This window comes from Bacillus cereus group sp. N11 (assembly GCF_016483605.1).
GTDB classification, from domain to species: Bacteria; Bacillota; Bacilli; order Bacillales; family Bacillaceae_G; genus Bacillus_A; species Bacillus_A toyonensis.
The window spans coordinates 1-215 of the sequence record NZ_JAEHBN010000128.1; the positions used below are offsets into that span (position 1 = coordinate 1).

The following is a 215-nucleotide window of genomic DNA, read 5'->3' on the forward strand; positions in this document are numbered from 1 at the left end:
ATGGCTGGGCTAGCTGGATTCGAACCAGCGCATGACGGAGTCAAAGTCCGTTGCCTTACCGCTTGGCTATAGCCCATTAATATTTACTAGTATGCTTATCTTCTCAAAAAAATAAACCCTCTCAGGTTATTTTAAAGAAAATGGTGGAGGGGGGCAGATTCGAACTGCCGAACCCGAAGGAGCGGATTTACAGTCCGCCGCGTTTAGCCACTTCG

At 47.9% G+C, this 215-nt stretch carries 1 tRNA gene; it reads right to left on the minus strand.

From position 1 onward, the window contains the following. Window position 1: 1 nt before the first annotated feature. Window positions 2–76: transfer RNA gene (locus JDS98_RS29985), tRNA-Gln, on the minus strand. Window positions 77–215: the final 139 nt, after the last annotated feature.